The sequence below is a fragment of the Kitasatospora sp. NBC_00070 genome (assembly GCF_045041205.1).
In the GTDB taxonomy this organism is placed as follows: Bacteria; Actinomycetota; Actinomycetes; order Streptomycetales; family Streptomycetaceae; genus Kitasatospora.
Window position 1 is genome coordinate 5,068,962 of the sequence record NZ_CP108247.1, and the last position, 25,953, is coordinate 5,094,914.

A 25,953-nucleotide genomic window follows, 5' to 3' on the forward strand; every position below is an offset into this window, starting at 1 on the left:
AAGTAGCTGATAGGCATGGACTCCGCCCGTGCGCTCAGTGATGCCCGACCGACCCCCTTCTGGCTGGAGGACCCGGGGCGCCCGGAGGCCCTGCCCGCCCTGGTGGGTGACACCAGGTGCGACCTGCTGGTGGTCGGCGGCGGCTACTCCGGTCTCTGGACCGCACTGATCGCCAAGGAGCGGGACCCGTCGCTGGACGTGGTCCTGATCGAGGGTCAGGAGATCGGCTGGGCGGCCTCCGGGCGCAACGGCGGATTCTGTGCCGCGAGCCTCACCCACGGCTTCGGCAACGGCCTCCAGCGCTGGCCCGGCGAGCTGGCCGAGCTGGAGCGCCAGGGTCTGGCCAACCTGAACGCGATCGAGACCGCGATCAAGCACTACGGCATCGACTGCGAGTGGGAGCGCACCGGCGAGATCGACATCGCCACCCAGCCGCACCAGCTGGCCGAACTGCGCGAGGTGGCCGAGGCGGTCGCCGAGTACGGCGGCGAGCTCACCTTCCTGGACGCCGACCAGCTGCGCGAGCAGGTCGACTCGCCCACCTTCCTGGGCGGCATCTGGGACAAGGAGGGGGTGGCCATGGTGCACCCCGCCAAGCTCGCCTGGGGGCTGCGCGACGCCTGCCTCGCCCAGGGCGTCCGGATCTTCGAGCGCACCAAGGGCCTGGCGCTCGCCGAGCAGGGCAGCGGGATGGCCGTCCGCACGCCGTACGGCCGGGTCTTCGCCCGCCGGGTCGCGCTCGGCACCAACGTCTTCCCCTCGCTGGTCAAGCGGGTCCGGCCGTACATCGTCCCGGTGTACGACTACGCCCTGATGACCGAGCCGCTCACCGACGAGCAGCTCGCCTCGATCGGCTGGAGCGGACGGCAGGGGCTGAGCGACAGCGCCAACAAGTTCCACTACTTCCGGCTCTCCGCCGACAACCGCATCCTCTGGGGCGGCTACGACACCATCTACCACTTCGGCAGCAAGGTGCAGGCGGAGCACGACCAGCGTCCGGAGACCTTCCGGACCCTGGCCCGGCAGTTCTTCCAGACCTTCCCGCAGCTGGAGGGCGTCCGGTTCACCAACGCCTGGGGCGGCGCGATCGACACCTGCACCCGGTTCTCGGCGTTCTTCGACACCGCCTACAAGGGCCGGGTCGCCTACGCGGCCGGCTACACCGGTCTGGGCGTCGGTGCCACCCGGTACGGCGCCGAGGTGATGCTCGACCTGCTGGCGGGCGAGCGGACCGAGCGGACCACGCTGGAGATGGTGCGCAGCAAGCCGCTGCCGTTCCCGCCCGAGCCGGTGCGCTGGGCCGGGATCGAGATGACCAAGTGGTCGCTGGACCGCTCGGACCGGCGCGGCGGGCAGCGCAACCTGTGGCTGCGCACGCTGGACCGGATGGGGCTCGGCTTCGACAGCTGACCCCGGCCGGCCCTCGGATCGGCCGTGCGGCACCAGGGTGGGGCGTCCCGTTTCGACGGGGCGCCCCACCCTTTCCGCGTTTGCCTCGGTGTTTACGTGTAAGAGAGCGGTGCCGCGCTCCTCTCCCTCCTGACAGGTACCCGAGGAGGAGGACCGATGGAGAGCACCCCTGGCGGCCGAGGAGTCGACTGGCTGGCGGACGCCGCGCCCGATCCGCAGGGCTGCCGTGCGGAGTGGGAGGCCAGCGGACGGGGCGTCATGCTGCTCCCGGCGGGCCGGCGCTGGGACGTGTTACTCGTCCCCGGACCGCTCGGGCACCCGACCTTCGACCTGCTCGCCCGCCGGGCCCCGACCGGGCCGGTGTACGCGGACTTCGCGGACGGGCAGCTCGGCTTCCTGGTCCCGGTCGGCACCGCCGCGCGCTGGGTGGGCACCGGAGTGCGCAGCGCGGGCCCCGGCACCTGGGTGGCACTGCCGCACCCGGCCGGGGCCGGGCGGGGGCTGCGTTGGCTGGCCGCCCCGGACGGCTCGGGGCGGCTGACCGATCCGGCGGTGCTGGAACTGGCGCTGCACGAGGTGGCGGGACGGCTGATGTGACGGGATGGCCGATGTGACGGCGTGGTCCTGCCGGGGGCAGCGCAGAAACGTCCCTGCTTGGGGCGGTGCGGCGACGACCTGTAAGGCTGAATCTCCATTCCCCGTCAGCCTGTTCGTTGAGCCGGGGCGCCGGGGTGAGCAGACTGGAGAACGAGCGCGGTAGCCCGTGATCCCGCCGCCCGGCCGATGCCGGCGGCGCCGTACAGGGACCGTCGGCCGAGGCGCCGAACGGACTTCGGAGGCAGACGACCTTGAGCAAGCACATCACCCACTGGATCGACGGCGCCGCCGTCGCCACCGCCGGCTCCGCCCCGCGGCGCGGCGACATCTTCGACCCCGCCACCGGCCAGGTCACCGGGCAGGTGGACTTCGCCTCGATCGCCGAGGTCGACCAGGCCGTCGCCGCGGCCGCCGCGGCCTTCGGCGAGTGGCGGCACGCCTCGATCGCCAAGCGGACCCAGGTGCTCTTCGCCTTCCGCGAGCTGTTCAACGCCCGCAAGGACGAGCTGGCCTCGATCATCGTCTCCGAGCACGGCAAGGTGCACTCGGACGCGCTGGGCGAGCTGGCCCGTGGCCAGGAGGTCATCGAGTACGCCTGCGGCATCCCGCAGCTGGTGAAGGGCGGCTTCACCGAGCAGGCCTCGACCGGCATCGACGTCTACTCGATCCGTCAGGCGCTCGGCCCGGTCGCGATCATCTCGCCGTTCAACTTCCCGGCCATGGTGCCGCTCTGGTTCTTCCCGATCGCCATCGCGGCCGGCAACACCGTCATCCTCAAGCCCTCCGAGAAGGACCCCTCGGCCGCCAACTTCCTGGCCGAGCTGTGGAAGGAGGCCAGCCTGCCGGACGGCGTCTTCAACGTCGTGCACGGTGACAAGGTCGCGGTCGACCGCCTGCTGGAGCACCCGGACGTCAAGGCCGTCAGCTTCGTCGGCTCCACCCCGATCGCCCGCTACGTCTACGAGACCGGTACCCGCTACGGCAAGCGCGTGCAGGCCCTCGGCGGCGCCAAGAACCACATGCTGGTGCTGCCCGACGCCGACCTCGACCTGAGTGCCGACGCCGCCATCAACGCCGGGTTCGGCGCGGCCGGCGAGCGCTGCATGGCGGTCTCCGTCCTGGTCGCCGTCGACCCGATCGGCGACGAGCTGGTCGACAAGATCAAGCAGCGGATGGCCACCCTCAAGGTCGGCCCCGGCTGCAACGGCGAGAGCGAGATGGGCCCGCTGGTCACCGGCCAGCACCGGGACAAGGTCACCTCGTACGTCGAGTCCGGCCTCGCCGACGGCGCCGAGCTGGCCGTCGACGGCCGGAAGCACGCGATCGCGGGCGAGGACGCCGCCGGTACCCCCACGGCCGACGGCTTCTGGCTCGGCCCGACCCTGTTCGACCACGTCAAGCCCGGCATGTCGGTCTACAACGACGAGATCTTCGGCCCCGTGCTCTCGGTCGTCCGGGTCGCTTCCTACCAGGAGGGCCTGGAGCTGATCAACAACAACCCGTACGGCAACGGCACCGCCATCTTCACCAACGACGGCGGCGCGGCCCGGCGCTTCCAGCACGAGGTCGAGGTCGGCATGGTCGGCATCAACGTGCCGATCCCGGTGCCGGTCGCCTACTACTCGTTCGGTGGCTGGAAGGCCTCGCTGTTCGGCGACACGCACGCCTACGGCCCGGACGGCGTCCAGTTCTTCACCCGCGGCAAGGCGGTCACCTCGCGCTGGCTGGACCCGTCGCACGGTGGGATCAACCTCGGGTTCCCGACCAACTCCTGAGACCGGTCGGTCCCGACCGACTGACGGCGGTCCGCCCTTCGGGGCGGGCCGCCGTCAGTCGTTCAGGTCCTTGGCGGTGCCGGTCGACCGGGTGCTCCGCCTGAGCTTGACCCGGAGGGCCTTCGCGGCGACCGGGCCGAGGCCGTCCACCACCTCGACCAGCGCGCCCATCCGGTCCAGCGCGTCGAAGGCGGCCGACGCACCGTCGGGGTCGACCCCTTCGTACAGCTCAAGTCCGACGAACGAGGCCGAGACCGCCCGGGCCAGCCCGGGGACGTCCAGCAGGTCGGCGAGCGGATGCCCGGCGAAGATCCGGTCCAGTACCCGCTCGATCTCCGCGCTCCAGAGCCGGAGCGCGTCGGCCGTCGCGGCGCCCAGCGCCGGATAGCTGGACGCACCCGCCAGGAACTGGCCGAGCAGCGCCACGTTCCCGAGCCCGCGCTCCTCCTCGTGCAGCTCCCGGCCGACCCGGAGCAGGTCACGCAGCGACTCGGCCTGCGCCAGCCGGGGGCGGTAGCGGTCCAGCCGGAGCCCGGTCTCGCGGAGAGCGGCGGCGGCGAGCAGACCCTCGACCGTCTTGAAGTGGTAGAAGACCAGGGCCTGGTTGGCACTCGTCTCCGCCGCGATGCTGCGGGCCGATACGCCCGAGATGCCGTGCCGCCTGAGCGCGGCGACGGCCGCTTCCATCAGCCGCTCGCGTGTGTCGCTCATGCGGAGCAGCGTAGTGCGCGGTTCCCGGCTGCTGTGCCGGTGGCCAGGCCGGTGCTCTGCCGGTGCGGTGGCACGGTCGAGGCCGTCCCTGGTGTCTTCGTCCTCATGGGCGGCAGCGGCACGGTCAGGTACGGGCGCTCTCGCGGACCGGGCGGACGTGGCGCGGCACCCCGCCCTCGCCGGCGGTCGACACGTACTCGGCGGTGAACGACCCCTCGTACCCGATCACCGGGCCGACCACCGGATTGGTCACCCGGACCGAGATCCGGAAGCGGTCGGCCTCGTCGTCGAACCACTCGTGCACCGTGGCCCGGCCGGTGAGCGCGGCCGGGCAGCGCGGCGAGCCCGGCAGGGCGGACACCCGCTGGTCCCCGGAGGTGATCACCAGACCACCGACCGGGCTGACCCTGAAGTCCAGATCCACCGCCAGCTGCTGACGGGTGCCCAGGTAGTCGATCACTGTGCCCGGCCGGTCCGAGGCGATCATCGTCGCGTCGAACCGGCGCGGCCGGGTGAACTGGAAGGTCCGGACGAAGGTGACGGTCTCCCGGCCGAACCCGTCCAGGTAGGCGTAGTTGGCGATGCTGAACGCCACGTCGCGGCCCCGCTCCGGGAACAGGATGTTGCAGCTGCTCCCCAGCCGGAGGAGCGGTGTGACCAGTGGGGACCCGTGCCAGACCCGGTCCATCCGGCCGGTGCCGATACAGGCGATCCGGTCCTGACTGGAGAAGCCGAAGCGGCGTTGCAGCTGGGGGTGCAGGCGGTCGAACTCGGAGCCGAGGGCGTTCCGGAAGATCGAGGCCGGGGCGGCGGGGGTGGTGGAGCAGCTGGCGAGGGGGCGGGGGCTGGTCTGCAGCATGGGGTCCTTCTTTTCTTTCCCTGGGGGATTTCTTGCTTTGCAGGGCTGCCGCGCGGGTGCGGGATCGCGCGCGTGGTGATGCGGTGATGGGGTGATGCGGTGCGGTGAAGCGGTGATCGGGGATCAGGGACGGGCGAGGAGGGCGAGCGCCGCAGGGGCCCGGCCGGACCGGGGGTCGGGCGGCCGCCTGACACACCGTCGGGCCGCGGGCGTGGTCGGCAGCGGAGGAACCAGCACGACCAGGAGCGCCGCCGGCAGCGCGGCGAGCGCTCCCGCCAAGGCGGCGACAGCGAGAACCACGGCCGTACGGGCCAGCAGCTCCAGGCCGGCGTTGCGCCGGGAGCGCTCGGGGGTGACCCCGAGTTCGGCCCAGAGCCGGAGCCGGTCGAAGGACCAGGCCGTCAGCCATCCCACGCACGGTCGGATCAGGTACCGGTCGAGCCGCCGGGCCGCCGGCCCCGGCCAGGTCCGGTAGTCGTACCCGGTGAGGAACCGGATCTGCCCGGCCTCCGGGGCGTAGCGCCAGTAACCGGTGCCCTCCTGGAGCGGGGACCACCGCGAGTCGGAGGCGAACCGCAGGGCGCTGATCCTGCTGCCGTCCGCCCGGTGGCGCTCCGCCGTGGTGATGCCGTTCCCGGTCAGCGCCGGGCCCGGCCCACCGACCCGGCCGAGGCCCAGCCGGTAGTGGAAGCGGACCGGCCCACTGCCACCGTCCTCGACATACGCGATCCGGGTGAACCGCGCGTCCCACCGTTCGTGGAGATGGGGGAGCTGGGTCAGTTCCCAGACGCGGTCGAACGGCGCGTCGATGGTGGTCTCGATGTACAGCGGTGGCGTCCTACCGGGTCCGGGCACGGCCCGACCTCCCCTCTCCCGCCAGGGCTCCGCCCGCCATGGACGGGAGGCTTTGAGCGATCGCTCAACTGTGGCGCCGCCATGATGGCAGAGGTTTGAGCGATTGCTCAAGAGGCTGGTCCGCATGGTGCCTCGACCTGGAGTTTGCGTGCGGGCGAAGGGAGGGGTAGTGTTCCCTAGTCGCTCGGCAGGGAGCACCGGACACGCATCGGCGCGGACGGTCCCGGGGTGGCCAATCCTCTGAACACATCTTCTGATCGTGCTGATTCGCGCTTTCTCGCGGGTCGGTTCTATTTGCTGTGTGCGTTTATATGGATTGCGGCTGGATTCGCTTTGTGGAGCGGGGATCGGCTAAGGTTTGAAACGTCGGACAGGCCGTCAGGTCGGTTACGGCACAAGCTTCTTGAGGATCCGGAAGCGCGGAACGGCCGGTCAGGGAAACCTGATAGAGTCGGAAGCGCCGAAAGGCCGAAGGAAAGAGCGGGTCGGAAACGCCGAACGGCGGACATGATAAGCTCGAAACACGAACGAAGCGCCCGGAGGGTCCGCCTGATAAGCGGCTCGAAGGAAGTGTCCGTTCCTTGAGAACTCAACAGCGTGCTAAAAGTCAACGCCAGATATGTTGACATCCCCGGCCTCACCTTTGGTGGGGTTGGAGATTCCTTTATGAAGTAAAACACTAGCGAGGACGCAGTGCGCGGGACCGCCTATTCCGGTGGTTGCCGTGCCGCTCAACGCGAGTGGTTGCAGGATTACCTGCAGACATTCACGGAGAGTTTGATCCTGGCTCAGGACGAACGCTGGCGGCGTGCTTAACACATGCAAGTCGAACGATGAAGCTCTTCGGAGTGGATTAGTGGCGAACGGGTGAGTAACACGTGGGAAATCTGCCCTGCACTCTGGGACAAGCCTTGGAAACGAGGTCTAATACCGGATATGACCTTCCTCTGCATGGGGGTTGGTGGAAAGCTCCGGCGGTGCAGGATGATCCCGCGGCCTATCAGCTTGTTGGTGGGGTAATGGCCTACCAAGGCGACGACGGGTAGCCGGCCTGAGAGGGCGACCGGCCACACTGGGACTGAGACACGGCCCAGACTCCTACGGGAGGCAGCAGTGGGGAATATTGCACAATGGGCGAAAGCCTGATGCAGCGACGCCGCGTGAGGGATGACGGCCTTCGGGTTGTAAACCTCTTTCAGCAGGGAAGAAGCGCAAGTGACGGTACCTGCAGAAGAAGCACCGGCTAACTACGTGCCAGCAGCCGCGGTAATACGTAGGGTGCGAGCGTTGTCCGGAATTATTGGGCGTAAAGAGCTCGTAGGCGGCTTGTCGCGTCGGTTGTGAAAGCCCGGGGCTTAACCCCGGGTCTGCATTCGATACGGGCAGGCTTGAGTGTGGTAGGGGAGATCGGAATTCCTGGTGTAGCGGTGAAATGCGCAGATATCAGGAGGAACACCGGTGGCGAAGGCGGATCTCTGGGCCATTACTGACGCTGAGGAGCGAAAGCGTGGGGAGCGAACAGGATTAGATACCCTGGTAGTCCACGCCGTAAACGTTGGGAACTAGGTGTTGGCGACATTCCACGTCGTCGGTGCCGCAGCTAACGCATTAAGTTCCCCGCCTGGGGAGTACGGCCGCAAGGCTAAAACTCAAAGGAATTGACGGGGGCCCGCACAAGCAGCGGAGCATGTGGCTTAATTCGACGCAACGCGAAGAACCTTACCAAGGCTTGACATATACCGGAAACGGCTAGAGATAGTCGCCCCCTTGTGGTCGGTATACAGGTGGTGCATGGTTGTCGTCAGCTCGTGTCGTGAGATGTTGGGTTAAGTCCCGCAACGAGCGCAACCCTTGTTCTGTGTTGCCAGCATGCCTTTCGGGGTGATGGGGACTCACAGGAGACTGCCGGGGTCAACTCGGAGGAAGGTGGGGACGACGTCAAATCATCATGCCCCTTATGTCTTGGGCTGCACACGTGCTACAATGGTCGGTACAAAGGGCTGCGATGCCGCGAGGCGGAGCGAATCCCAAAAAGCCGGCCTCAGTTCGGATTGGGGTCTGCAACTCGACCCCATGAAGTTGGAGTTGCTAGTAATCGCAGATCAGCATGCTGCGGTGAATACGTTCCCGGGCCTTGTACACACCGCCCGTCACGTCACGAAAGTCGGTAACACCCGAAGCCGGTGGCCTAACCCGTAAGGGGAGGAGCCGTCGAAGGTGGGACCAGCGATTGGGACGAAGTCGTAACAAGGTAGCCGTACCGGAAGGTGCGGCTGGATCACCTCCTTTCTAAGGAGCACATGGCCGGATGTGAGCGAATGTCTCACACGGTTGCTCATGGGTGGAACGTTGACTATTCGGCACACACGGTTGAAGTCGTCAGTACTGTCCTTCGGGGCGTGGAACGCGGTGGATGTCGGGTGTGTCGGGCACGTTGTTGGGTCCTGAGGGAACGGCCGTCATGGTCGTTGCTTCAGTGCCGGTCCTACTCGAGTGGTGCGTGAGCACTGTGAGGGTGGGTGTCTGGTCGTTGTTTGAGAACTGCACAGTGGACGCGAGCATCTGTGGCCAAGTTTTTAAGGGCGCACGGTGGATGCCTTGGCACTAGGAACCGATGAAGGACGTGGGAGGCCACGATAGTCCCCGGGGAGCCGTCAACCAGGCTTTGATCCGGGGGTTTCCGAATGGGGAAACCCGGCAGTCGTCATGGGCTGTCACCCGCACCTGAACACATAGGGTGTGTGGAGGGAACGAGGGGAAGTGAAACATCTCAGTACCCTCAGGAAGAGAAAACAACCGTGATTCCGGGAGTAGTGGCGAGCGAAACCGGATGAGGCTAAACCGTTTTGGTGTGAGACCCGGCAGGGGTTGCCAGAGCGGGGTCGTGGGAAAGTTCTTGATCGGTCTGCCGGCCGGTCGGTGAGTCAGAAACCGTATGGATAGTCGAAGGACATGCGAAAGGTCCGGCGTAGAGGGTAAGACCCCCGTAGACGAAATCTGTGCGGCTCACTTGAGCTTCTCCCAAGTAGCACGGAGCCCGAGAAATTCCGTGTGAATCTGGCGGGACCACCCGCTAAGCCTAAATATTCCCTAGTGACCGATAGCGGATAGTACCGTGAGGGAATGGTGAAAAGTACCGCGGGAGCGGAGTGAAATAGTACCTGAAACCGTGTGCCTACAAGCCGTGGGAGCGTCGGACAGTGGGCTTGCCCATTGTCTCGTGACTGCGTGCCTTTTGAAGAATGAGCCTGCGAGTTTGCGGTGTGTAGCGAGGTTAACCCGTGTGGGGTAGCCGTAGCGAAAGCGAGTCCGAATAGGGCGATTGAGTTGCATGCCCAAGACCCGAAGCGGAGTGATCTAGCCATGGGCAGGTTGAAGCGGAGGTAAGACTTCGTGGAGGACCGAACCCACCAGGGTTGAAAACCTGGGGGATGACCTGTGGTTAGGGGTGAAAGGCCAATCAAACTCCGTGATAGCTGGTTCTCCCCGAAATGCATTTAGGTGCAGCGTCACGTGTTTCTTGCCGGAGGTAGAGCACTGGATAGGCGATGGGCCTCACCGGGTTACTGACCTTAGCCAAACTCCGAATGCCGGTAAGTGAGAGCGTGGCAGTGAGACTGTGGGGGATAAGCTCCATGGTCGAGAGGGAAACAGCCCAGAACACCGACTAAGGTCCCTAAGCGTGTGCTAAGTGGGAAAGGATGTGGAGTCGCAGAGACAACCAGGAGGTTGGCTTAGAAGCAGCCACCCTTGAAAGAGTGCGTAATAGCTCACTGGTCAAGTGATTCCGCGCCGACAATGTAGCGGGGCTCAAGTACACCACCGAAGTCGTGTCATTGCAGCTATAGGGCCAACGCCCGCTGTGATGGGTAGGGGAGCGTCGTGTGCCGGGTGAAGCAGCGGAGGAATCCAGTTGTGGACGGTTCACGAGTGAGAATGCAGGCATGAGTAGCGATACAAGAGTGGGAAACTCTTGCGCCGATTGACCAAGGGTTCCTGGGTCAAGCTGATCTGCCCAGGGTAAGTCGGGACCTAAGGCGAGGCCGACAGGCGTAGTCGATGGACAACGGGTTGATATTCCCGTACCCGCTTTGAAGCGCCAACGTCGAACCTCTGAATGCTAAAGCCGCGAAGCCGGCCTGGAGTCTTCGGACAAAGGGACGTGGTGGAGCCGCTGACCCAACAGGGTAGTAGGTGAGCGATGGGGTGACGCAGGAAGGTAGTCCAGCCCGGGCGGTGGTTGTCCCGGGGTAAGGGTGTAGGCCGAGTGATAGGCAAATCCGTCACTCATTGAGGCTGAGACCTGATGCCGAGCCGATTGTGGTGAAGTGGATGATCCTATGCTGTCGAGAAAAGCCTCTAGCGAGTTTCATGGCGGCCCGTACCCCAAACCGACTCAGGTGGTCAGGTAGAGAATACCGAGGCGTTCGGGTGAACTATGGTTAAGGAACTCGGCAAAATGCCCCCGTAACTTCGGGAGAAGGGGGCCGGAACTGGTGATGGAGTCTTGCACTCTGAGCTGGGGCCGGCCGCAGAGACCAGCGAGAAGCGACTGTTTACTAAAAACACAGGTCCGTGCGAAGCCGTAAGGCGATGTATACGGACTGACGCCTGCCCGGTGCTGGAACGTTAAGGGGACCGGTTAGTCAATCTTCGGGTTGGCGAAGCTGAGAACTTAAGCGCCAGTAAACGGCGGTGGTAACTATAACCATCCTAAGGTAGCGAAATTCCTTGTCGGGTAAGTTCCGACCTGCACGAATGGCGTAACGACTTCTCGACTGTCTCAACCATAGGCCCGGTGAAATTGCATTACGAGTAAAGATGCTCGTTTCGCGCAGCAGGACGGAAAGACCCCGGGACCTTTACTATAGCTTGATATTGGTGTTCGGTTCGGCTTGTGTAGGATAGGTGGGAGACTTTGAAGCGGCAACGCCAGTTGTTGTGGAGTCGTCGTTGAAATACCACTCTGGTCGTGCTGGATGTCTAACCTGGGTCCGTGATCCGGATCAGGGACAGTGTCTGGTGGGTAGTTTAACTGGGGCGGTTGCCTCCTAAAGAGTAACGGAGGCGCCCAAAGGTTCCCTCAGCCTGGTTGGCAATCAGGTGTTGAGTGTAAGTGCACAAGGGAGCTTGACTGTGAGACCGACGGGTCGAGCAGGGACGAAAGTCGGGACTAGTGATCCGGCGGTGGCTTGTGGAAGCGCCGTCGCTCAACGGATAAAAGGTACCCCGGGGATAACAGGCTGATCTTCCCCAAGAGTCCATATCGACGGGATGGTTTGGCACCTCGATGTCGGCTCGTCGCATCCTGGGGCTGGAGTAGGTCCCAAGGGTTGGGCTGTTCGCCCATTAAAGCGGTACGCGAGCTGGGTTTAGAACGTCGTGAGACAGTTCGGTCCCTATCCGCTGTGCGCGTAGGAATATTGAGAAGGGCTGTCCCTAGTACGAGAGGACCGGGACGGACGAACCTCTGGTGTGCCAGTTGTTCTGCCAAGGGCATGGCTGGTTGGCTACGTTCGGGAGGGATAACCGCTGAAAGCATCTAAGCGGGAAGCCTGCTTCGAGATGAATATTCCCACCTCCTTGAGAGGGTAAGGCTCCCAGTAGACGACTGGGTTGATAGGCCGGATGTGGAAGCCCTGTAAGGGGTGGAGCTGACCGGTACTAATAGGCCGAGGGCTTGTCCTCAGTTGCTCGCGTCCACTGTGTTGTTCTGAAACAACGACCCCACACCGTTTGGTCACGGGTGTGGTGCGGTCATGCAGTTTCATAGTGTTTCGGTGGTCATAGCGTGAGGGAAACGCCCGGTTACATTCCGAACCCGGAAGCTAAGCCTCATAGCGCCGATGGTACTGCAGGGGGGACCCTGTGGGAGAGTAGGACGCCGCCGAACAATCTTTGGTCAGAAAGCCCCGCCGGGTAACCGGTGGGGCTTTCTGCATTTCCGGAACAGCACCGACCAGCAGGCTGACCGGACCCGACCGGCGAGAGAACACCCGCCAGGGGTGGTGGTAGGACCACCTCGAAGTAGGGAGGGATGGCCAGTGCCGGAGCAGGGTGCCTCGGGCAACACTGAGGAGCGTCAGTCGAACCGACCAGCAGCCTCAGCCCTACAGGAGTCCACGGTGACAACCGCCAGCCCCCCGAAGAACCTCGCCCCACGGACGGAGCCGGTCAGGGCGCTGTTCCGATCCGGGTTCCGGTCCCTCGGCTGGGCCGGCGCGGTGATGGTGAGTGCTGTTCCGGGTGTGCTGATGCCGTTCCTGGCGGCTCTGCTGATCGGTGGGGCCGCGATGGCCTTCCTGGGGTCCAGCGACGTGGCGGCGCTGATCTCCGTCGGGCTGGCCGGGCTGGCGGGGCTCGGATTGGCGGCGCCGGCGGTGCGGCTCAACGCGGGGTGGACGCGTTCCCAGGTCGAGCGCTGGGGCCGGGTGCGGATGACCGTGTCGTACAGCAACCGACCGGCGCTGGAGATGGATTCGCGCGGGTACTGGTGGACGGGCTACTCGTACCACCGGAGCCGGGGCGTCGCGCAGCTCGCCCAGGTGGTGCACTGGTCGCTGCGGGATCGGACCACCCGGGCGGAGATGGTCTGGCTGGTGGTGAATCCGGCGGCGGTGCTGGCACTGATCCTTCCGGTGATCGGGCTGCTGATCGGCGGCGTGCTCTTCGGGCTCAGCGCCCCGGCCGACCAGCGGACGTACGGGAGCATCGATCCGGGGGCGGGCGGGGCTTCGCTGCTGATCTCGTTCCTGCTCAGCGTGGCGATCGTGCTGGCGGCGCTGGTGCTCCTGCCCCACGCACTGAACGTGCACGCCGATCTGGCGCGTCGGGTGCTCGACCCCCAGGGCCGGGCGTCGAACATCCAACTCACCCGTCGGGTGGCCGAGCTGACGGTGACCCGGGCGGAGGCGGTCGGCGACCAGGCGGCCGAGCTGCGGCGGATCGAGCGGGATCTGCACGACGGAGCGCAGGCCCGGTTGGTGGCGATCGGGATGACCCTCGGCACGATCGAGCACCTGCTCGACAGCGACCCGGGGGCGGCACGTCAACTGCTCGCCGAGGCCCGGCAGTCCTCGGCGAAGGCGCTGCAGGAGCTGCGTGACCTGGTGCGGGGCATCCACCCGCCGGTGCTGGCGGAGCGCGGTCTGGGCGACGCCGTCCGGGCGCTGGCGATGGACAGCGCGCAGGAGACCGAGGTGACGGTGAGCCTGCCCGCGCGCCTGGAGGCGCCGGTGGAGGCGGCGGTCTACTTCTCCATCTGTGAGTTGATGGCCAATGCGGCGAAGCACTCGGGGGCCCGGCACGTCTGGGTGGACATCCTGTACCGCGCCGACCGGCTCCGGGTCACCGTGACGGACGACGGAAGGGGAGGTGTCGCGCCCGAGCGGGGGAGCGGACTGCGCGGGATCGAGCGGAGGTTGGGTACCTTCGACGGTGTCCTCTCGCTCAGCGGTCCGCAGGGCGGTCCGACCACCATCACCATGGAGTTGCCGTGCGCGTTGTCCTCGCCGAGGACCTCTACCTCCTTCGAGAAGGGCTGATCCGCCTTCTCGAGGCACACGGGTTCACCATCGCCGCAGCGGTGGAGACCGGGCCCGAGCTGCTGGCCGCGTTGCTGGAGCACCGGCCGGACGTCGCGGTGGTCGACGTCCGGCTGCCGCCGACGCTGACGGACGAGGGGCTCCAGGCGGCGTTGGCCGCCCGCCGGGAGATTCCGGGCCTGCCGGTGCTGGTCCTCTCGCAGCACGTGCAGCAGCTGTACGCCCGGGAGTTGCTCGCGGACGGCACCGGCGGGGTGGGCTACCTGCTCAAGGACCGGGTGTTCAACGCGGACCAGTTCATCGACGCGGTCCGCCGGGTGGCGGCCGGCGGTACGGCGATGGATCCGGACGTGATCGCCAAGCTGCTCGCCAGCCGGTCGCTCTCGCAGCCGTTGCAGTGCCTGTCCCCCCGGGAGCGGGCGGTGCTGGAGCTGATGGCGGAGGGGTGCTCGAATTCGGCGATCGCGAGCCGACTGGTCGTCAGCGACGGTGCGGTGGCCAAACACATTGCCAATATCTTCACGAAGTTGGAGCTTGCTCCGGCCGAGGACGCCAATCGCCGGGTGCAGGCGGTGCTGGCACACCTCAACGGCACCCCGACGGACGTTTCGTAGCCCGGGGGGCTTTCGGTGGTTGAACGCCCGTGCGAGTAGTATCCGGTGGGCCGTGACGGTCGTTGGTGCGGTGGTTCCGCTCCTCGGCAAGGGTCGATCCGGCAGCAACGGTCGCGTACGGCAGCCGCCGACTCCCAGCCCCAGGGGTTGATCAACTGATGGCACGTCCCACTCTCACCCGCGCCCACCGGATCCTGCTCGGTGTGGTGGCCGCCGGCGCCTGCCTGATCTCGGGCATCGGCTTCGCCGGGTCCTACAACGCGGTGCGTGAGCTGGCGCTGGAGAAGGGCTTCGGGTCCTTCTCGTACGCCTTCCCGATCGGCGTGGACGCGGGGATCGTGGTGCTGCTCGCACTCGACCTGGTGCTGACCTGGCTGCGGATACCGTTCCCGCTGCTGCGGCAGACCGCCTGGTTGCTGACGGCCGCCACCATCGCGTTCAACGCGGCGGCGTCCTGGGGCGACGCGCTCGGCATGGCGATGCACGCCGTCATCCCGGTGCTGTTCGTGGTGGTGGTGGAGGCGTCCCGGCACGCGGTCGGCCGGATCGCGGCGATCACCGCCGACCGGCACATGGAGTCGGTCCGGTTGATGCGCTGGCTGCTGTCGCCGGTGCCGACCTTCCGGCTCTGGCGGCGGATGAAGCTCTGGGAGCTGCGGTCCTACGACGAGACCGTCCGGCTGGAGCAGAACCGGCTCGTCTACCGGGCGCAGCTGAGGTTCCGGTACGGGCGCGGCTGGCGGCGGTCCGCGCCGTTCCAGGCCCTGCTGCCGTTGAAGCTCGCCAAGTACGGTGTGCCGCTCGACCCGTCCATCCTGGACCGGATCGACGGACCGCTGGAGGGCGCCCTGGTGGCGCGGCTGGAGCCCGCACCGCTCGCCGCCGAACCCGCCGCAGTGCCGTCGCCGTCGCCGACGCCGGTGGAGGGCCGAGCCCCGCTGTCGGCCCAGTCGCGTGCGGTGGCGACCGAGCCGACGGAGCAGGCCCCGGTCCAGGAACAGGTGCCGGTGCAGGCGACGGCCGCGTTGGCCGGTCCGACGCTGGCCAAGCTGGCGGCCGTCCGGCTGCGGGACGCGCAGGAGCACGGGGCGCCGGAGCAGCCCCCGGCGCCGACCCAGTCCGATCTGAACGTCTGGACGGCTCGCGCGGTGCGCTCGCACGCGCAGCCGACCGAGCCGGTGCACACGGCACGCGTCCCCGGCCAGCCGTCGCCGTGGTTCAAGGCGCCCCGGCCGACCCGTCCGCTGGACGAGCCGGTCGAGCAGCCGGCGCCCCGTCAGTTCCGGGCGCCGGAGCAGCAGTCGGCCCAGCAGCCGGAGCCCGGGCACGCCTCGGCGGGCCGGCCGTTGGCGCGACCGGTCCGGCTGGAGCAGTTGGCCCCGCAGGCCGAGCAGCTGCCGGTCGCCGAGCCGCTGACCTTCGACGACATGGCGGAGCGCGAGTCGGGTGGTCCGGTGGAGCAGGACCGCCGCCCGGCGCCGGTGCCGCTGCCCGAGCCGCTCGACCCCGAGCTCTGCTACGAGGCGCTGACCGCGTACATCGACCGGTTCGAGGCGCAGCCGGATCCGCAGCGGCTCGCGGAGTTCCTGAGCCGGGAGTACGGGGTGGGGGGCAGCCGTCCGGACGGTTCGGTGAGCCCGAAGGACGTCGAGCGGCTCTGGTCCCAGCTGGAGGAACGTTACATCGCGGCGGGCCGGGACTGAGGTTCGCCGGAGGATCGGCCATTGACGGCCCGAGTGCGACGCCGTTACCTTCGCATCAACAATCTGTTGAAGGCGTGGAGGATTCGGCATGTCGCAGGCCAAGCTGGACGGTAGCAAGTCCGAGGGCGGCGCCTCGTTCTCCGAGGCCGCCCGGGCCGCCGTGGAGGCGCTGCTCGCCCCGGTCGACGCCGAGCTGACCCGGCGTTACCCGGGTGACGACGGCAGCCGCCAGCCGGTGCACACCGTCTACGTACCGGCCGACGCCTTCGCGGCCGACACCGTGCGCAGCTGGGGCGCCCAGGCACTGGCCGCCTTCGACGCGCACGCGGCCACCCCGGCCCAGCTGGCGCTGGCGCTCGGCGTGGCCGACGACGAACTGCTGGCCGACGTGCACGCCCGGGTCCGCGCCAAGCTGGAGCGCGAGCCGGTCGAGGACCTGCGGATCGACTTCGAGGACGGCTACGGCCCCCGCCCCGACGCGGAGGAGGACGCGGCCGCGGTCCGTTCGGCGCAGCTGGTCGCCGCCGCCGTGGCGGACGGCACCGCCCCGCCGTACATCGGCATCCGGATCAAGTGCATGGAGGCGGCGGTCCGCGACCGCGGCATCCGCACTCTCGAGCTGTTCCTCTCCACCCTGCTGGCCGAGGGCGGGCTGCCGGCCGGTCTGGTACTGACGCTGCCCAAGGTGACGTACGCCGAGCAGGTCACCGCGCTGGTCCGGCTGCTGGCGGACTTCGAGCAGCGGGCCGGGTTGCCGGCCGGGCGGATCGGTTTCGAGATCCAGATCGAGACCACCCAGGCGATCCTCGGCGCGGACGGCCGGGCCACGGTGGCCCGGATGATCGAGGCCGCCGAGGGCCGGGCCACCGGTCTGCACTACGGCACCTTCGACTACAGCGCCTCCTGCGGCGTCAGCGCCGCGTACCAGAGCATGGACCACCCGGTCGCCGACCACGCGAAGGCGGTCATGCAGGTGGCGGCGGCCGGTACCGGGGTGCGGCTGTCGGACGGTTCGACCAACGTCGTCCCGACCGGTCCGACCGCGCAGGTGCACGCGGCCTGGAAGCTGCACCACGACCTGGTCCGCCGTTCGCTGGCCCGCGCCTACTACCAGGGCTGGGACATGCACCCGGCGCACCTGCCGACCCGTTACGTCGCGGTCTACTCCTTCTACCGCGAGGGCCTGGCCGCCGCCTCGGCCCGGCTGGCCGCGTACGTGGCCAAGGCCGGCGGCGACGTGATGGACGAGCCCGCCACCGCCCGCGCGCTCAGCGGCTACCTGCTGCGCGGTCTGGACTGCGGCGCCGTCGACCCCGCCGAGGTCACCGAGCTGACCGGCCTGGACCGCAAGCAGCTGGACGCGCTGGCCGGTCGCTGACCACCGGCACCGCACCGCGCCGCGCCGCACCGCGCCGCGCCGGACCGCGCCGCGCCGGACCGCGCCGCGCCGGACCGCGCCGCGCCGGACCGCGCCGCACCGGGCCGGACGGCTCCGGAGCGCTCGTTAAGCTGGCAGGGACCCACCCGTCCCCGCCAGCTTTTCGCGTGTCTGGAGAACCCCCGCCCCATGCCGGAGCCGACCCCCAAGCCCTACCTGACCGTTCGGGGTTCCGGCCTGCACGAGCTGGAGATCAAGAAGTCCCGCTTCCTCTGCCACCTGGCCCGGGTCGCCGACGAGGCGGAGGCGCAGGCGTTCATCGCGGGCATCCGCAAGCAGTACTGGGACGCCCGGCACAACTGCACCGCCTTCGTGGTCGGCGGCGAACAGCCGCGCGAGCGCTCCAGCGACGACGGCGAGCCGGGCGGCACGGCCGGGGTGCCGATGCTGGAGGTGCTGCGGCGACGCGGACTGACCGACACCGTCGCGGTGGTGACCCGGTACTTCGGCGGGATCAAGCTCGGTGCGGGCGGCCTGGTGCGGGCGTACGGCAGCGCGGTCTCCGAGGCCGTCGACGTGGTCGGCCTGCTGGAGCGGCGCCCGGTCGCGCTGCTCACCGTCGCGGTCGACCACACCAGGGCGGGGCGGCTGGACAACGACCTGCGGGCCGCCGGGTACGTGGTGCGGGAGCTGTCCTACCAGGCCACCGGGGTACTGATCGAAGTCGGCGTCCCAGAGCCGGAAGTGACGGCGTTTCACGCCTGGCTGGCCGAGGCCACCGGCGGTTCGGCCGTCGCGGAGGCCACCGGCCGGGACTACGTCGAGGTGCCGGTGGGGGAGGTCTGACGGCCGCTCCGGTCCCGGTCCGGACGGCCGCGCAGCAGGCCCACGCGAAAACCTAGTGACACTCGAACGAATTAACCATGCCCGGTGTTGGAACTTCCGCTCCGGGCATCCGCGTTTCCTGGAGCAAGGACCCGCACCGATAACGGGCGGCGCGGAGCCGACCGACCACCCCGTAGATGGAGGACGTCAGACCCCAACCGCCGCACCACGGGAGGTACCTCGCATGACTCCGCAGCACAGCATGTCGCAGCGCGCCGTACCGGATCGAACCCCACCCGGGCACCCCGTGCCCGCCGCCGGCCGACCAGCCGGGTCGGCGGACGGAGCCGGCCGGCCGACGCCCTACCGGATGACGGTCGGTACGCCACGGCCCCGGGCCGAGGTGGCCGCCCTGGCGGATCAACTGCTGGCCGCCTGGCTCAAGCGGGAGGGCCACGACGAGCCCCCGCCGGACACCCTGACCCTCCCGGTCGAGCGCCTGCGCCTGGGCGAACGGGTCCTGCTGGACCGCGACTTCGGTGATCTCCCCGGCGGCCCGGCCGCCCCCGCGAGCGGCGCGGGCTGGTTCCGCCGCCGGCTGCGCACCCCCGCACCGCACGGCACCGACCAACTCACGCTGACGTTCGCCTCCGCCACTTCGGACGGCCCCACCGAGGTCCGGCTGGAGGCCGAGTACCTGGCCGCCGGTTCGGCGCTCAGGACGGGCGGCCGGGTCCCGGTGCCGGAGCTGGTCCGGGCGCTGCTGCCGCTGCTGGACGCGACCGACGGCCCGGCGCAGATCGGGGTGGCCCCCAGGCTGGTCCGTCCGGCCCAGGTGGAGGCGCTGATCGACGAACTCTGCGATCCGGAGCGCCGGTTGCCGGTGCTGGTGGCCAGCCTCCCGCCGTCCACCGCGCCCGACGCCTGGCTGACCCAGACCCTGCTGCCGCTCACCCGGCAGTTGACCGGTCTGGCCGCGCTGCACCTGCTGGACCACGAGGCGCTGCCCCTGTTCAACGTCGCGCTGGAGTACCACAAGGTCTACGGCGGCGCGGTGCGCACCTACCTGCCCGAGGTCGATCCGGCCTGCCGGGCCGACGGTGCGCGGCACCCGGTGCTGCCCCGGCACCGGATCGAGGAGGACGTCCGGCGGGCCGCCGCGCTGCTGGCCAGGGAGCCGCGCAGGCTGGCCACCGACCTGCCGTTGCCCGCCCTGCTGGCCGCCGTGCCGGTCTTCCGCGCACCGGTCGAGCCGGTCGAGCCGGTCGAGCCGCGCGGTGCGGGCAGCCCGCCGGCCGAGCTCCGGACGGACCAGGAGGTCGACGCCGCCGAGCGGCAGGCCAGGGCCGACGAGCTGCAGCGGGTCCGGCACTCGCTGCACCGTTCCCGGCGTCGGGAGCGCTTCCTGAGCGCGGCCAACGACGACCGGTCCGGTCTGCGACATCCGGCCGGGCTGAGCCTGCCCGGCCGGCTCTGCACCGTCCGTCCGTGCGACGGGAGCCCGGGCAGCTTCGGCGAACTGGTGGGCCGGTTCGCCGAGTTCCCGCTGCTGGAGTTCACCGGCGACCAGAAGGAGGCGTTGGCCCTGGACGGCCAGTACGCCGGCACCGGCTGGGCCCGGCTGACCTGGGAGGGCCTGACGGCGCTTCAGGAGTACGCCTCGGCCGCCGTGCGCGGGGAGGCGGGCGGCGACTTCAAGCAGTGGTGCGAGCACACCCCGCCCGGCTGCCACCGGTTCCCGCCACGCAAGGCGGTGCGCGGCGAGTCCAGGACGGTGGAGAGCCACACCAAGTGGAAGCGCGAGCGGATGCTCCCGGTGCCGGAGTGCGTGGACGCCTCCCGGCGCGCGTTCATGGGTGCGCACCTGCGGATCGGCGGCGGGCGGACGGCACCCCGGCTGCACTACCTGGACGACTGCTCCGGGAGCGGCCGGATCTACGTCGGGTACATCGGTCTGCACCTCACCAACACCAGGACCAACTGACGGCGGGGTCACGGGTCTTGGCCACCGGCGGCGGCCGGACGGTGGAGAATGCTCAGCAGCAGCCGAGCGCCACACCGGACGAGCATGGGGGAACGACCGCCGATGCAGAACGCACCAGAGGGGCAGTCGGACGGCACCGCGACCACGCTCCAACCCGGCTTCCTGGCCTCGCTCTTCCGTGACCTCGGCGGCGAGGAGGTGCCCGCGCCCCGGGGTGGCGGCACGGCCACCGCCACGGCCACCGACGACGAGGTCGCCGCACACGGCAGGGCCGCCGCCCTGACCCACCAGCGGACGCTGGCCGTGCTGGCCGAGCACGAGCGGCTCGCCGACCTGCTGCGCCGCGCCGCGCTGCCGGTCTCCGCGATGGACTTCGAGAGCCAGCTGCTGAGTTACGAGCCCCGCCCCTACCCGGTGGCGGCCGCGCCGGCCGGTGCCGGCGCGGGTAACGGGGCGGCCGAGGACGGCCCCGAGCCGCGCTGGGCGGACTACGCCCCGCCCGAGCCCGAGGTCGCAGGCCGGGTGCTGCTCGACTCCGGGTACCAGCGCGGGCTGGCCGAAGCCCGGCTGGCCCACCAGCGCGCCCTGCGCGAGTGGCGCACCCGGCGGGCGGCCGCTGCGGCGGACAGCGGGGTGACGGCGGCCCGGCGGGCGCACGAGGAGGCGGAGCAGGCCAGGGCCCGGGCGGTCCGGGAGTACAACGACAGCCTGGAGGAGTGCCGCCGCGCGTACCGGCTGGCCGAGCCGGCGGCGGTCGAGTCGCTGCTGGAGCGCGCGCTCGCGGCGGCGGAGGGCGCGACCCAGGATCTGCCCGCCCCCTGCCGTGCGGTGTTCCGCCCGCTGACCCGTACCGCCGTGCTCGACCTCGACCTGCCGGCCCTGGAGCTGGTGCCCTCGCTGGCCGGCTACCGGCTGGGTGCCGACGGCACGGTGGAGCCGGTGCCACGCCCGACGGCCGACCGGGCCGCCGACTACCTGCGGCTGGCGGCCCGGCTCGCCCTGCGCGCGCTCCAGGCGGCGGACGCGGTGGACACCGACGAGATACTGACCGGCGTGGTGCTCAACGGCTGGCTGCGCGGCTCCGACGCCGCTGCCGCCCCGGTCTGCCTGCTCAGCGTGGACGCGGACCGCGACGCGCTGGCCCGCACCCGGCTGCTGCCACCGGAGACCGAGGACGTCCCCGGTGCGGAGGGCCCCGAGCGGGGCAAGGGCGTGTACGCCGACGCGGAGCAGGACGAAGCGCTGCTGCGGCTGCGCGAGCTGGCCGCCGTGGTGACGCCCGACCCGTACGGCGTGGTCCCGGTCGAGCCGAGCGCGGAGGCGAGCCGCACGGTGCCGTCCGCCGCCGACCTGTCGGCGAACGAGTTCGCCCACCTGGTCCGCGAGTTGCTGACCAGGGGCGGGCTGACCGAGTGGAGCGTCCGGCTGCGCGGCCCGTCCGGGCTGGTCGCCACCGGGGCGGGGGAGCCGGGCAGCGCACTGCCCGGGCGCTGGGTGGTCTGGGCCTCGCGCCCCGAGGAGTCGGGCGGGGCCGGCGTGCCGGGCGGTCAGGTGGAGGAGGTCGAGCTGCGGACGCTCGCCGAGGCGGTCCGGGAGGAGGGCGCCGACCGAGGGCTACGGCTGACCACGGGCCGGTTCTCCGAGCGGGCGCTCGACCTGGCCGGGGAGCTGGAGCAGATCCACCTGGTGGACGGCGACGGCGTCCGCGAGCTGACGGCCACCCACCTCGGGCTGCGGCTCGGCGCGGGCGGCTGACCGGCGGGATCCGGCCGGGCCGAGCCGGGCCGGGCCAGGCGCGTCAGCCGTCGGTCGCGGTGAGGTACGCGGTGGCGAGCTGGGGCGAGCCCTGGTCGGCCCAGGAGTGGCCGAGCGCGGTGACGTCGAGTTCGCGGCCGCCGGGCAGCACGATCCGCGGGTGGCCGTGCCGGTCCAGCCACCACTTGGTGCCGGGGACGGTCCCGCGCAGCACGGTGCCCAGGTAGAGCCCGGCGTCGTTGCCGAGCCAGTCCGAGACCTGCGGGTCGTCCCGCCAGCGGGGGAGCAGCTGGTCCAGCGCGGTCAGCGAGCGTTCGGTGTCGTCCAGCCGTACCCCGGTGGACTCGGCCAGCTCGCGCAGCAGTCCGCATTCGGCCAGCAGTTCCGCCAGGGCGGGTTCCGGCGTCCGCTCGGGGCGGGTGCCTCGCCAACTGCTCAGGAATCCGTGGCCCATCGCCCCAGCCTGCCAGCTGACCGCCCGGACGGCGCGCCCACCGGGCCGACCGCCGGCCCCGTGGTGGCCCTGACCCGCCGTCACCCTGACGGCCCCGCCCGGCAGGCAGCGCGGCCGGTCGCCCAGCAGGCTGGCCGCTAGGGCCGTGGCGCGATCCACGGCCCGGGCCGGGCGTCTGCGCCCGTGGGCAGCGGACCGCGCAGCCGTCCGGCCCCAGGCGGTCGACACCGGCACCTGACGCCGGCCCCGAGCGAGTGCGGGAGGCCCTTCGATGACCGCGGTGCTCGTCTCCGCCGGTGCCTTTCTGATGACGTTGCTCGGCGGCTTCGTCGCCCAGCGCACCGGTGACCGCCGGCACCTGGTGCTCGGGTTCGCGGCCGGTCTGATGCTCGGGGTTGTCGCCTTCGACCTGCTGCCCGAGGCGATCAACGCCGCACCGGACGAACTGCACGGGGTGCCGCAGGCGCTGCTGATGTTCGCGGCCGGCTTCCTGGCGATCCACATCGTCGAACGGTCGGTGGCCATCCACCGCAGCCACGAGGGCGAGTACGCCGCCCACTCGCACGCCCATGCGCACAGCCACGCGGCGGGCGGCAAGCAGGGCGTCGGACTGACCGCCGCCGGTGCGCTGGTGGGGCACAGCCTGATGGACGGCTTCGCGATCGGCGCGGCCTTCCAGGCGGGCAGCACGGTCGGCGCGGTGGTGGCCATCGCGGTGGTCGCCCACGACTTCGCGGACGGCTTCAACACCTACACCATCACCCGGATGTACGGGAACAACCGCCGTCGGGCGCTCACCCTGCTCGGCGCGGACGCGCTGGCGCCGGTGACCGGGGCGGCGATCACGCTGCTGTTCACCATCCCGGAGCACCTGCTCGGGCTGTACCTCGGCTTCTTCGCGGGGTTCCTGCTCTACCTGGCCACCTCCGACATCCTCCCGGAGGCGCACAGCCCGCATCCCTCCCGCTCGACGCTGCTCTGCACGCTGCTCGGAGTGGGCTTCATGTGGGTCGTGATCGGCTTCGCGGACTGAGCAACGGACTGAGCACTCCGGCCGCCTACGCCCCCGGGTCACCCCCACTGCCGCCGGAGCGCCGCCAGCGTCGCCGTGATGGCGGGCCGCCGGCTGCTCCTGGTCCGCCAGAGCACGAACACCCGACGCGTCGGCTCGGGCACCACCGGCCGGGCGACCACGCCGGGCGGCAGCGCCGCCCGTCCCAGCCGGGGCACCAGGCCGATGCCCAGCCCCGCGCCGATCAGCGCGATCTGGGTCTCGAACTCGCCCACCTGGTAGCGCACGTCCGGCTCCTCGCCGGCCTCCCGCAGGGTGCGCACCAGCCAGTCGTGGCAGATGTTGCCGGGCGGGACACTGATCCAGCGCTGCCCGAGCAGCCGCCCGACCGGCACCACGGCGAGGTCGGCCAGCGGGTGTCCGGCCGGCAGCAGCAGGTCCACCGGGTCGACCCCGAGGTCGAGCCGGGACAGGCCGTCCTGGACCGGCAGCGGTACGGTCGGCCAGTCCTGCACCAGGGCCAGGTCGACCTCGCCCCGGGCCACCAGGTCGGCGGCCAGGTACGGGTCGACCTCCAGCAGCCGGACGTCCAGCTCCGGGCAGCGCTCGCGCAGCTCGGCGAGCGCCCCGGGCAGGATGCCGCGCGCGCCGGTGGCGAAGGCGGCGACCACGAGCCGGCCGACCGCTTCGCCGCGCTGCTCCTCCAGGGTCACCTCGGCCTGTTCGACCAGCGCCAGGACCTGTTGCGCGGTCTCGGCCAGCGCCCGGGCGGCGTCGGTCAGTGCCACGCCCCGGCCCTGACGCTCCAACAGGACGGTGCGCGTCTCGCGCTCCAGTTTGGCGATCTGCTGGGAGACCGCCGAGGGGGTGAAGCCGAGCGCGGCCGCCGCCCCGCCCACCGAACCGTGTACCGCGACCGCGTGCAGCGCGCGGAGCCTGCCCAGATCCATCATGCAGTGATGCTAAAGCATGGGGTGAAGAACTATTTGCTGGTGCTACACAGTCCCTCCGGGTGATGCTCGACCCATGCAGATGAGCCCCCGTCACATCGCCCTCGCCGTACTGGTCGCCGCCGTCTGGGGTGTCAACTTCGTCGTCATCCACATCGGCCTGGAGCACTTCCCGCCGTTCCTGTTCGGTGCCCTGCGGTTCGCCGTGGTGGCGCTGCCCGCGATCTTCTTCATCGGCCCGCCGAAGGTGGCCTGGCGCTGGGTGGTCGCGGTCGGACTGACCCTCGGGGTGGCGAAGTTCGGGCTGCTGTTCTTCGGGATGCACGCCGGGATGCCGGCCGGGCTGTCCTCGCTGGTGCTGCAGAGCCAGGCGGTGTTCACGGCGGTGTTCGCGGCCGCGCTGCTGCGTGAGCGCCCGCCCGCCCAGCGGATCGCCGGGTTGGCGATCGCGTTCGGCGGGATCGCGCTGGCCGCCGTGGACCGGGGGCTGAACGGCCCGGTCGGCGCCTTCGTGATCGTGATCGCGGCGGCGGCGTTCTGGGGGCTGTCCAACGTGCTGACCCGCAAGGCCGCACCGCCGGACGCGCTGCGCTGGATGGTCTGGATGAGCGCCGTCCCGGTGCTGCCGCTGCTCGCCCTGTCGCTGCTGTTCGAGGGGCCGGCCGAGATCGGCCGGGCGCTGACCGGGCTCACCCCGAGCGGGATCGCCGCGGTGCTCTACGTCGGCCTGGGGTCCACCCTGTTCGGCTTCATGGCCTGGACCCACCTGCTCGGCCGGTACGACGCCTCGGCGGTGGCGCCCTACTCGCTGCTGGTGCCGGTGTTCGGGATGTCCTCGTCCTGGCTGCTGCTCGGCGAGCGGTTCGGTCCGTCGGCGGTCGCTGCGACGGTGCTGGTGGTGCTCGGCATCGGGATCACCGCGCTGGGCCCGGAGCGGCTTCCCGGCTCCGCTCGAAGGCGAGCTCGGCGGTCCGCAGCGCTTGCAGCAGTGCGGCCTGGTCCGGCTGGCTGACCGGTCCGAAGTACTCCTGCGCGACCTCCTGGCGGACCTGGCCGAGCCGCTCCAGCGCGCCGTGGCCGGCCACCGTCAGCACCACCCTGACGGCCCGTCGGTCCGCCGGGTCGGGCACCCGCGCGACCAGTCCGGCCTCCTCCAGCGCGTCCACCACGGTGGTCGCGGAGCGGGGGGCGATGTGCAGGCGCTCGGCGAGTTCGCTCAGCCGCATGGTTTCCCGGCCCTCGCAGCCCGGGGCGTGCGCCAGGGTGCGCAGGGCGCGGGCCTGGCCGGGAGTGATGCCGTACGGCTCCAGCCGCGCCATGGTCTGCCGGCGGATCCGCTTCATCGCCCGGGTCAGTGCGTCGGCGAGTTCCGCAGCGGTGTCGGCGGACGCCGTCGAGGGTGCGGCGGGCTCGGACGGCGTGGACATCGGCGGGCTCCCGGGCAGTAGGTGACCCAAGGGTATCGGGGTGGATCGAGATGTCGCTCCGATAACACCTTGAGCCAGGCTCACTATGCGATTAGGCTCA

Annotated in this window: 18 protein-coding genes and 3 rRNA genes; 15 read left to right on the top strand and 6 right to left on the bottom strand. The window is 69.9% G+C overall.

Going from position 1 to position 25,953, the window contains the following annotated elements; genetic code table 11:
• Nucleotides 1–15: 15 nt before the first annotated feature.
• From OHV05_RS23290 to OHV05_RS23300, 3 genes are all read left to right on the top strand, one after another.
• Nucleotides 16–1,410, top strand: coding sequence for an NAD(P)/FAD-dependent oxidoreductase (locus OHV05_RS23290; RefSeq protein ID WP_405019368.1), 1,395 nt, complete (start codon nt 16–18; stop codon nt 1,408–1,410).
• 156 nt (nt 1,411–1,566) lie between these two features.
• Nucleotides 1,567–2,007, top strand: coding sequence for a hypothetical protein (locus tag OHV05_RS23295; protein ID WP_405019369.1), 441 nt, complete (start codon nt 1,567–1,569; stop codon nt 2,005–2,007).
• A gap of 251 nt (nt 2,008–2,258) precedes the next feature.
• Nucleotides 2,259–3,782, top strand: coding sequence for a CoA-acylating methylmalonate-semialdehyde dehydrogenase (locus tag OHV05_RS23300; protein ID WP_405019370.1), 1,524 nt, complete (start codon nt 2,259–2,261; stop codon nt 3,780–3,782).
• A 54-nt stretch (nt 3,783–3,836) separates the two neighbouring features.
• On the opposite strand, the gene OHV05_RS23305 is transcribed toward OHV05_RS23300, so the two are convergent.
• The 3 genes from OHV05_RS23305 to OHV05_RS23315 form a co-directional block, all read right to left on the bottom strand.
• Nucleotides 3,837–4,493, bottom strand: a complete 657-nt coding sequence (locus OHV05_RS23305) for a TetR/AcrR family transcriptional regulator (protein ID WP_405019371.1) — start codon at nt 4,491–4,493, stop codon at nt 3,837–3,839.
• A 124-nt stretch (nt 4,494–4,617) separates the two neighbouring features.
• Entirely contained in the window at nt 4,618–5,352 is a 735-nt protein-coding gene (locus OHV05_RS23310; RefSeq protein WP_405019372.1) for a DUF4166 domain-containing protein, read from the bottom strand.
• Nucleotides 5,353–5,475: 123 nt separating this feature from the next.
• Entirely contained in the window at nt 5,476–6,207 is a 732-nt protein-coding gene (locus OHV05_RS23315; protein WP_405019373.1) for a hypothetical protein, read from the bottom strand.
• Nucleotides 6,208–6,972: 765 nt separating this feature from the next.
• Between OHV05_RS23315 and OHV05_RS23320 the strand changes: the two genes are divergently transcribed.
• The 10 genes from OHV05_RS23320 (at nt 6,973) to OHV05_RS23365 (ending at nt 22,010) form a co-directional block, all read left to right on the top strand.
• Nucleotides 6,973–8,496, top strand: a 16S ribosomal RNA gene (locus tag OHV05_RS23320).
• A 277-nt stretch (nt 8,497–8,773) separates the two neighbouring features.
• A 23S ribosomal RNA gene (locus OHV05_RS23325) occupies nt 8,774–11,895 on the top strand.
• Between the two features lie 88 nt (nt 11,896–11,983).
• Nucleotides 11,984–12,100 (top strand): 5S ribosomal RNA (rrf, locus tag OHV05_RS23330).
• Together the 16S, 23S and 5S rRNA genes form the textbook arrangement of a ribosomal RNA operon.
• A 232-nt stretch (nt 12,101–12,332) precedes the next feature.
• On the top strand, nt 12,333–13,751 hold the full coding sequence (locus OHV05_RS23335; RefSeq protein ID WP_405019374.1) for a sensor histidine kinase: 1,419 nt from the start codon (nt 12,333–12,335) through the stop codon (nt 13,749–13,751).
• The gene (locus OHV05_RS23340; protein ID WP_405019375.1) at nt 13,703–14,365 is read left to right on the top strand and encodes a LuxR C-terminal-related transcriptional regulator; all 663 of its coding nucleotides are present in this window, start codon (nt 13,703–13,705) and stop codon (nt 14,363–14,365) included. The genes OHV05_RS23335 and OHV05_RS23340 overlap by 49 nt, the downstream gene beginning before the upstream one ends.
• Before the next feature lie 158 nt (nt 14,366–14,523).
• Nucleotides 14,524–16,068, top strand: a complete 1,545-nt coding sequence (locus OHV05_RS23345; RefSeq protein WP_405019376.1) for a DUF2637 domain-containing protein — start codon at nt 14,524–14,526, stop codon at nt 16,066–16,068.
• A gap of 88 nt (nt 16,069–16,156) precedes the next feature.
• Entirely contained in the window at nt 16,157–17,446 is a 1,290-nt protein-coding gene (locus OHV05_RS23350; RefSeq protein WP_405019377.1) for a DUF6986 family protein, read from the top strand.
• Between the two features lie 189 nt (nt 17,447–17,635).
• A complete protein-coding gene (locus OHV05_RS23355) occupies nt 17,636–18,292 on the top strand; it encodes a YigZ family protein (RefSeq protein WP_405019378.1) in 657 nt (218 codons plus the stop codon).
• Between the two features lie 349 nt (nt 18,293–18,641).
• Nucleotides 18,642–20,255 (top strand): hypothetical protein, encoded by a 1,614-nt coding sequence (locus OHV05_RS23360; RefSeq protein ID WP_405019379.1) that lies wholly within the window; start codon nt 18,642–18,644, stop codon nt 20,253–20,255.
• Between the two features lie 102 nt (nt 20,256–20,357).
• Complete coding sequence (locus tag OHV05_RS23365; protein WP_405019380.1) at nt 20,358–22,010, top strand: restriction endonuclease; 1,653 nt, start codon at nt 20,358–20,360, stop codon at nt 22,008–22,010.
• A 43-nt stretch (nt 22,011–22,053) separates the two neighbouring features.
• On the opposite strand, the gene OHV05_RS23370 is transcribed toward OHV05_RS23365, so the two are convergent.
• On the bottom strand, nt 22,054–22,464 hold the full coding sequence (locus OHV05_RS23370; protein WP_405019381.1) for a DUF6278 family protein: 411 nt from the start codon (nt 22,462–22,464) through the stop codon (nt 22,054–22,056).
• Nucleotides 22,465–22,735: 271 nt separating this feature from the next.
• Here OHV05_RS23370 and OHV05_RS23375 point away from each other — a divergent pair, with 271 nt between their 5' ends.
• On the top strand, nt 22,736–23,497 hold the full coding sequence (locus tag OHV05_RS23375; protein WP_405019382.1) for a ZIP family metal transporter: 762 nt from the start codon (nt 22,736–22,738) through the stop codon (nt 23,495–23,497).
• 38 nt (nt 23,498–23,535) lie between these two features.
• Here OHV05_RS23375 and OHV05_RS23380 read toward each other — a convergent pair whose 3' ends face one another.
• On the bottom strand, nt 23,536–24,429 hold the full coding sequence (locus OHV05_RS23380; protein ID WP_405019383.1) for a LysR substrate-binding domain-containing protein: 894 nt from the start codon (nt 24,427–24,429) through the stop codon (nt 23,536–23,538).
• Between the two features lie 79 nt (nt 24,430–24,508).
• Between OHV05_RS23380 and OHV05_RS23385 the strand changes: the two genes are divergently transcribed.
• Entirely contained in the window at nt 24,509–25,438 is a 930-nt protein-coding gene (locus OHV05_RS23385) for an EamA family transporter (protein ID WP_405021524.1), read from the top strand.
• Here OHV05_RS23385 and OHV05_RS23390 read toward each other — a convergent pair.
• A complete protein-coding gene (locus OHV05_RS23390) occupies nt 25,341–25,853 on the bottom strand; it encodes a MarR family winged helix-turn-helix transcriptional regulator (RefSeq protein WP_405019384.1) in 513 nt (170 codons plus the stop codon). The two genes, OHV05_RS23385 and OHV05_RS23390, sit on opposite strands and share 98 nt — an antisense overlap.
• Nucleotides 25,854–25,953: the final 100 nt, after the last annotated feature.

What these genes read in the sequence shown, in the direction of transcription:
- OHV05_RS23375 (WP_405019382.1), top strand. Translation starts at nt 22,736, where the DNA reads ATGACCGCGGTGCTCGTCTCCGCCGGTGCCTTTCTGATGACGTTGCTC.
- OHV05_RS23360 (WP_405019379.1), top strand. Translation starts at nt 18,642, where the DNA reads ATGACGGTCGGTACGCCACGGCCCCGGGCCGAGGTGGCCGCCCTGGCG.
- OHV05_RS23390 (WP_405019384.1), bottom strand. Translation starts at nt 25,853, where the DNA reads ATGTCCACGCCGTCCGAGCCCGCCGCACCCTCGACGGCGTCCGCCGAC.
- OHV05_RS23380 (WP_405019383.1), bottom strand. Translation starts at nt 24,429, where the DNA reads ATGATGGATCTGGGCAGGCTCCGCGCGCTGCACGCGGTCGCGGTACAC.
- OHV05_RS23365 (WP_405019380.1), top strand. Translation starts at nt 20,358, where the DNA reads ATGCAGAACGCACCAGAGGGGCAGTCGGACGGCACCGCGACCACGCTC.
- OHV05_RS23305 (WP_405019371.1), bottom strand. Translation starts at nt 4,493, where the DNA reads ATGAGCGACACACGCGAGCGGCTGATGGAAGCGGCCGTCGCCGCGCTC.
- OHV05_RS23350 (WP_405019377.1), top strand. Translation starts at nt 16,157, where the DNA reads ATGTCGCAGGCCAAGCTGGACGGTAGCAAGTCCGAGGGCGGCGCCTCG.
- OHV05_RS23370 (WP_405019381.1), bottom strand. Translation starts at nt 22,464, where the DNA reads ATGGGCCACGGATTCCTGAGCAGTTGGCGAGGCACCCGCCCCGAGCGG.
- OHV05_RS23385 (WP_405021524.1), top strand. Translation starts at nt 24,509, where the DNA reads ATGAGCCCCCGTCACATCGCCCTCGCCGTACTGGTCGCCGCCGTCTGG.
- OHV05_RS23290 (WP_405019368.1), top strand. Translation starts at nt 16, where the DNA reads ATGGACTCCGCCCGTGCGCTCAGTGATGCCCGACCGACCCCCTTCTGG.
- OHV05_RS23295 (WP_405019369.1), top strand. Translation starts at nt 1,567, where the DNA reads ATGGAGAGCACCCCTGGCGGCCGAGGAGTCGACTGGCTGGCGGACGCC.
- OHV05_RS23355 (WP_405019378.1), top strand. Translation starts at nt 17,636, where the DNA reads ATGCCGGAGCCGACCCCCAAGCCCTACCTGACCGTTCGGGGTTCCGGC.
- OHV05_RS23345 (WP_405019376.1), top strand. Translation starts at nt 14,524, where the DNA reads ATGGCACGTCCCACTCTCACCCGCGCCCACCGGATCCTGCTCGGTGTG.
- OHV05_RS23310 (WP_405019372.1), bottom strand. Translation starts at nt 5,352, where the DNA reads ATGCTGCAGACCAGCCCCCGCCCCCTCGCCAGCTGCTCCACCACCCCC.